At 45.1% G+C, this 6,275-nt stretch carries 6 protein-coding genes; all 6 read right to left on the bottom strand.

Annotated features, from left to right (window positions below):
• Positions 1-232: 232 nt before the first annotated feature.
• The 6 genes from PHF32_08350 to fusA are packed head-to-tail and all read right to left on the bottom strand — an operon-like array spanning position 233 to position 6,031.
• Entirely contained in the window at positions 233-805 is a 573-nt protein-coding gene (locus PHF32_08350) for a PASTA domain-containing protein (protein MDD4560727.1), read from the bottom strand.
• An 8-nt stretch (positions 806-813) separates the two neighbouring features.
• On the bottom strand, positions 814-2,130 hold the full coding sequence (rsmB, locus tag PHF32_08345; protein ID MDD4560726.1) for a 16S rRNA (cytosine(967)-C(5))-methyltransferase RsmB: 1,317 nt from the start codon (positions 2,128-2,130) through the stop codon (positions 814-816).
• The gene (gene ruvA, locus PHF32_08340) at positions 2,127-2,729 is read right to left on the bottom strand and encodes a Holliday junction branch migration protein RuvA (GenBank protein ID MDD4560725.1); all 603 of its coding nucleotides are present in this window, start codon (positions 2,727-2,729) and stop codon (positions 2,127-2,129) included. Before ruvA ends, rsmB begins: the two co-directional genes overlap by 4 nt.
• Complete coding sequence (ruvC, locus tag PHF32_08335; protein ID MDD4560724.1) at positions 2,730-3,209, bottom strand: crossover junction endodeoxyribonuclease RuvC; 480 nt, start codon at positions 3,207-3,209, stop codon at positions 2,730-2,732. It abuts the gene before it with no gap.
• The gene (locus PHF32_08330) at positions 3,209-3,958 is read right to left on the bottom strand and encodes a YebC/PmpR family DNA-binding transcriptional regulator (protein ID MDD4560723.1); all 750 of its coding nucleotides are present in this window, start codon (positions 3,956-3,958) and stop codon (positions 3,209-3,211) included. The genes ruvC and PHF32_08330 overlap by 1 nt, the downstream gene beginning before the upstream one ends.
• Before the next feature lie 15 nt (positions 3,959-3,973).
• Entirely contained in the window at positions 3,974-6,031 is a 2,058-nt protein-coding gene (fusA, locus tag PHF32_08325; GenBank protein MDD4560722.1) for an elongation factor G, read from the bottom strand.
• Positions 6,032-6,275 lie beyond the last annotated feature (244 nt).

The following is a 6,275-nucleotide window of genomic DNA, read 5'->3' as shown; positions in this document are numbered from 1 at the left end:
ATATCGATATCGATAGTTTCAATTATGGACACTAAACGTCCTTTTTAAGCGTACCCGAGGTATATGTATCAATGTGTTACGATTCCAATATGACAAATTTGGAGTTTTTTCTGCTCAACTTCGGTTAACAATTCAGGAATGTTCAATCGATGCAATTCTGAGATGTGTTGGTAATCAACAAAAGAAAACCGGGACCATCTTTAGTTCCGGTATCTTGAATATTTATCCAGCCTTACAAGCCTTCACCATCCAACCAATCCAGACTATCCGGGAGAGGTTCCGGTCCTTTACTGAGGCTTAGTCTTACCATGCTGCGTTTCTCAATTCTCGTATGAGCTGAAGGCATAGACCTCACTACTGTATTTCGGGGATATCTGTCGCTGTATACGGAATCCACAATGGTGCTACGCAAATCATAGTTCCTCAACGTGAGCATTGCCTCCTGATAACCAGTGCCCAAGACATCTGGTACCTTGATCATCTTACTGCCTTTGCTTATTACCAGATATACTGTACCGTCCTCTTTAATCCTTGAACCTGGAGCCGGTGATTGATCCATAACTACATCCAATTTCATAGTCTCACTAAATACAGAATCCTTTACTACCGGGTGCAGCTTCAATTCCTGCAAGATGCGTTTGGCTTGAGTCAAGGCCAATCCGGTTACCTCTGGAGTTTCAAGCGTCTCTGCCCCTCCCAACAGCAAAGGCAGGATGATCTGACTGAACAGGAAGGCAGTTACGAAGATGATCCCTACTCCAATTCCTATTACATAGCCCCATTGTTTCGCTTTTTTACTGGCCATGTCTTCTCCTACTTATTCTTCTGCATTTTTGCTGCAAAAGCACCATCCATATGATGCTTGAAAGGGATGGTCTTCAAATAACCGTTTTCGGTATATTCTGCATTAATTATTGTATCTGCAGGGACTAAGCGGAATTTTGGATTCTTCGCCAGGAATCTGGCAATCTGCTCTTCATTCTCTTTCGGATTCATGGTGCAAGTGGAATACACCAGATATCCTTCGGGAGCAACGAAGTTCGCTGCTCGTTCCAGAGCTTTTTCTTGAAGTTTCACCAGTTCCACCACATCGTTGTGAGCCTGCCAGCGCAGATCGGCTTTACGTGAAAACACTCCCCAACCAGAGCACGGAGCATCCACCAACACTCTATCGAAAGCAGGTGCCACTGGTCCGTAGGTCAGTGCATCGCTTACTACCTGGATGATGTTCGTAAGCTGCAGTCTGTCAGCTGCTTGTTTCAAAAGCTTCATCTTTTTGGGAATCTTATCCACAGCCACAATCTCTCCAGTGTTGTTCATTCTTTCCGCAATGTAAGTGCATTTTCCACCGGGAGCAGCAAAAAGGTCCAACACGGATTGTTCTTCTTTGGGATCCAAAAGCTCCACCACCAAGGCAGCTGAAGTATCCTGAACGGAGAAATATCCTTCTGAAAATGCCACTTCGCCCAGAACTTCTGCACTCTGATGAGTGTGAAACATCATTCTACTTGCCGAGCAAGGTACAATTTCGATATCACGCCTTTTGAAATAGCTCAATAACTTCTCCGGACTGGTCGCAGTGGAGTTTACCCGGATGTGTAAAGCCGGATTTTCATTGAAATACATCGCCATATATTCTGTGGATTCTTCCCCCCACAAATTAATCCAGGTGCGGATCAAATCCGGCGGATAAGAGTGTTCATACGCTATTCGCAATGCCGGATCATCGGGATAAACAGTTTTATCTTCTTTGATATAAGCTCTCAATACAGCGTTCACAAAGTCTGCGACGTTCTCGGACAGCACTTTCTTGGCCAGCTCCACTGTTTCATTCACAGCAGCATGATCCGGTATGGTATCCAGATAGATTATCTGATACAAACCCAGATACAGCATGATCTTGATCTTGAGATCAGTAGCTTCATATTTCTTCTTTTCGGTATAATGTGAAAGAATGTAATCCAGCTTCTGCCGCATCTTGATCACACCCTTTACAGTGGTATAAAAGAGCCGGATATCCTCACCGGAAGTTTTCATTTTTTTAGCTCTTTGTTGCAGGAGAGTATCCGAAAACTCACTATTCTTGAACACCTTCAGAATAGTGTTGTATGCTTCTTCCCTAAAGTTCATTTTGCCCTCTGATACAGTCTCTTGATGATCTCCTTAATCAGGCTTTCCGCAGGCATTTGCAAGTCTTCCTCGCTTAGCATCTTCAGTTCCCTCTGTATAGCCTGACTATTGTAACCCAGTGCCAAAAGAGCCGTTTCCGCTTCCTGAAGCGAACCTTCTTCGCTGGATATCTGATTATCTTCGATGTAATCCATCATGTTATGGATATTGTCTTTCAGTTCCACAATCATACGCTGCGCACTCTTTTTACCGATGCCGGGAACTCTGGTCAAGAGACCCTCTTCTCCGCTTCTGATGCTCTTCACGAAAGCGGAAATGCTAAGCGTGGATAACACCGAAATTGCTATCTTGGGCCCGATTCCGCTCACTTTGGTCAATTGAGCGAATAGTTCGCGCTCTGCCACTGTGTAAAAAGCGTATAAACGGGCATCGTCCTGACTAAGGTTGAGAGCCGTGTACAAAGAACACTCCTTTCCCGTTGACGGCAGCATCTCGTAAGTAGATACTGGGATCAACAACTCCCAGCCAATCCCCATGGTATCGATGATAGCTTGCATCGGGCTCTTGTGAACCAGGATTCCTTTTATATAGTGGATCATTTACTTTTTATTCCATTTTATACGGTTAAAGTGAGTGGTAGCTATCGCAAGAGCATCATAGGCGTCATCGCGATTATCGGACTCTTTCAAGCTATATAGCTGATGTATCATATAGCGAATCTGCGCCTTGGTGGCATTTCCATTTCCCACCACCGCTTTTTTAACCTCTCTGGGACTATATTCCACGATTGGGATATTCTGCTGAGCCAAGGCCAATAAAACAACACCCCTGGCATGTCCCAAAGTAAAGATACTCTTGATGTGCTTTTGAAAAAACATGGATTCCACAGCGGCATAATCCGGTTTATACTCTTCCAAGACAGCCACGATAGATGAGTGCAAGAGCTTAAGTCTGTCCCCTAAAGAGTTTTCGCGGGTTACGTCAATTACTTGGCAACCCGCGGCTACTACTTTAATTCCCTCAGTTTGAATGAGCCCGTAACCACAGTAGCGACTACCGGGATCAATACCAACTATCATCATTCCTGATTTAGCTCTGCCATAACCTCATCGGAAAACTCGAAATTGGCATAGACCTTTTGGACATCGTCCAGGTCTTCCAGCATATCGATCAGTTTCATCAGTTTTGCTGCAACATCGTCCGCATTCACGGTTGTCTTTGGTACTCTGGTCAGTTCAGCGTTTTCCACCGGAAATCCAGCTGTTTCCATATTTCCCAAAACTGTGTGGAAATCTCCTGGGGATGTGAATACTTCAAAGTACTCATCACCCGTTTCCACATCTTCCGCTCCAGCTTCCAATGCCTGCATCATAAACTCTTCTTCATCCAGCCCGGTTACGGGGACATTGAAGTATCCCTTCAGGTCAAAATTCCAGGCCACCGAACCACTTTCAGCCAAGTTCCCTCCATATTTGGAAAAGGTGTGTCTCAGCTCCGCTACCGTGCGGTTTTTGTTGTCCGTCATCACATCGACAACAATGCCTACGCCGTTATGTCCATAACCTTCATAGGTGATCTCTTCATAGGTTGCGCCTTCGATCTCACCCGTTCCGCGCTTGATGGCGCGTTCGATGTTATCACGGGGCATATTGGCGTTTTTTGCAGCCAAAATCGCTGTCCTCAGGCGAGGGTTTGTTTCAGGATCTCCCCCTCCGCCCTTGGCGGCCAGGATGATTTCCTTCACAATGCGTGTGTAGATCTTGCCGCGTTTTGCATCAGTAGCGGCTTTTTTGTGCTTAATCGTGCTCCACTTATTGTGTCCGGACATAAATACCTCTTTCTTTTATTGAACGTCGTTATCCTGCCAAGCAGCCACTACTTTCTGAGTAATATCTTCGGGGACTCTCTCGTAATGAGAGAATTCCTGAGTAAAACGTCCTCTTCCCTGAGTGAAGGACTTCAGGGCAGGATAATATGAGAACATCTCGGAGAGAGGCATCTGAGCATTCAGATACTGTTTCTTACCGTGTTGTTCCATACCCATGATGCGGCCTCTGCGAGTGGAAATATCACCCATCACATCGCCCATATATTCATTGGGAACTATTATTACCAAATTGTGGATAGGCTCCAATAGGATTGGTTTGCATTTCTTGAAGCCTTCCTTCAATGCCATGGAAGAGGCAATCTTGAAGGCCATTTCGGAGCTATCTACGTCGTGATAGCTACCATAATAAACTTCCACTGATACATCCACCACCTTGTAACCGGCGATGATACCTTTTTCCATGGTCTCCACCAGACCTTTTTCAATAGCGGGAATAAAGTTTGAGGGAATTACTCCGCCTACGATGGCATTGATGAACTGGAATCCCTCTCCGCGCTCGGTAGGTTTGATGCGGAAGTAAACTTCGCCATATTGACCGCGTCCGCCAGATTGTTTTTTGTGGCGATACTGACTTTCTGCTCCGGCTGTGATGGTTTCCTTATATGGAATGCGGGGAACTTTGAGCTCAGCATCTACTTTATAACGGTTTTTCAGCTTCTTCAAAACCAAATGCAATTGCTGATCGCCCATACCGGACAGCACGTTCTCATGGGTCTCCACATTCAATTCATACCGGATGGAAGGATCTTCGGCAATCACTCTTTGCAAGCTGGTGCCGATCTTGTCCTCATCAGATTGATTGACTGCTTTAATGGTCTGCCATGTTGTCGCTGAGGGCAATTCTACCGGTTTGATGGCATGACGCGCATTCAAGGCAACAATACTGTTCATCACTTTGGCATTCTTCAGCTTAACTAAAGCTCCGATCTCACCGGCGCGAATCTCACTGCAATCATGACGATTCTTCCCTACCAAAAAGTACATGTTTCCGGCTTTGTCTTTGGCTTCTTTCTCTGGAGTATAAAATTCGGTTCCCGTCTTCAGAGAACCGGAGAATATTCTCACATAAGCAAAATCGCCCATACTGGGATCAGCATAAAGTTTGAAAATATAACCCAGAAGCTCGCCATCGGGGCTGCAAACGAATTCTTTGCTCTTGTCTCCTTCTACTAGTTCGATAGTCTTGCAGTCTTCAGGCGAAGGCAAATAGTCTATAACACCCTGTAAAAATGCCATCACGCCCACACCAGTTCCGGCGGAGCACACAAAGGCAGGGCTTACTTCACCCATGGCGATGGCTTTCTTGATACCCTTAATCAGATTCTCCTGACTCAACTCCATGTTTTCCAGAAATTCGTTTAGCAGATCTTCATCCGTCTCGGCAACAGCTTCCATCAGGTGAAGCCTGGCTTCTTCCATAGCGTCTTTCATGTTTGCGGGAACGTCTGTCTCACCAGCAGCAGTGATGGCTTTCTGACGAATAACATCTACAACACCTTCGAAAGAACCTTCTTTACCAATGGGAATATGCACTCTGACAGGATTGATCCCGGCATTATCGTGAATAGCTTCCAGAGTCTTGTCATAGTCTGCATGTTCGTTGTCCATCCGGTTTACCAGAATTACTCTGCACTTGTTCTTACCTTCCAACTGCTCCAAAGCCAGTTCCAAACCGACCTCAAAACCACCAGCAGCATTGGCGACAACAACCACATTTTCCACAGCGTGTAGGGCAACTACGGTGTCACCCACGAAATCCGGATATCCGGGAGCGTCTAATATGTTTATCTTATGATCTTTAAAATTCACAAAGCCGATGGACAATCCTAGAGACATCTTCTTGGCAGTCTCTTCCGGGTCAAAATCGAGTATGGTATTGCCTTCATCGATTTTTCCCAGTCTGTTTGTAGTTTTAGTTTGAAAAAAGATTTGTTCTGCCAAAGTTGTCTTTCCGGCGCCACTGGCTCCAACCAACATTAGGTTGCGTAACTTCTTCATTGAGTATTCTTTCATGTTCTTCCTCTGTATTAATCTCTGTTTTTAAAACTTCATTTTACGTTGCTGTACAATAATTTTCGTACCTTGATAAGTGTCAATGCTTTTATTTGTGCAAGTCTGCAAGCCATCATAGGAGACTGTTCAATACCTCCCACTTCATTATGCTACTTTCCTTGTGTTCTTAGAGAAAAGCAGGTCGAGATGGTTCCAAGCGAGCTTTTCTTGACAAATTTGGGAGATATTTAGACTGGCGATCAGC

It is taken from the genome of Candidatus Cloacimonadota bacterium (genome assembly GCA_028706475.1).
Taxonomy (GTDB): domain Bacteria; phylum Cloacimonadota; class Cloacimonadia; order Cloacimonadales; family Cloacimonadaceae; genus UBA5456.
Note: the sequence above shows the minus strand (reverse complement) of the source record. Positions and strands in the feature narration are given on the sequence as shown.

Coding starts and splice junctions, on each gene's coding strand:
- rsmB (MDD4560726.1), bottom strand. CDS start 2,130: ATGAACTTTAGGGAAGAAGCATACAACACTATTCTGAAGGTGTTCAAG.
- ruvA (MDD4560725.1), bottom strand. CDS start 2,729: ATGATCCACTATATAAAAGGAATCCTGGTTCACAAGAGCCCGATGCAA.
- fusA (MDD4560722.1), bottom strand. CDS start 6,031: ATGAAAGAATACTCAATGAAGAAGTTACGCAACCTAATGTTGGTTGGA.
- PHF32_08330 (MDD4560723.1), bottom strand. CDS start 3,958: ATGTCCGGACACAATAAGTGGAGCACGATTAAGCACAAAAAAGCCGCT.
- ruvC (MDD4560724.1), bottom strand. CDS start 3,209: ATGATAGTTGGTATTGATCCCGGTAGTCGCTACTGTGGTTACGGGCTC.
- PHF32_08350 (MDD4560727.1), bottom strand. CDS start 805: ATGGCCAGTAAAAAAGCGAAACAATGGGGCTATGTAATAGGAATTGGA.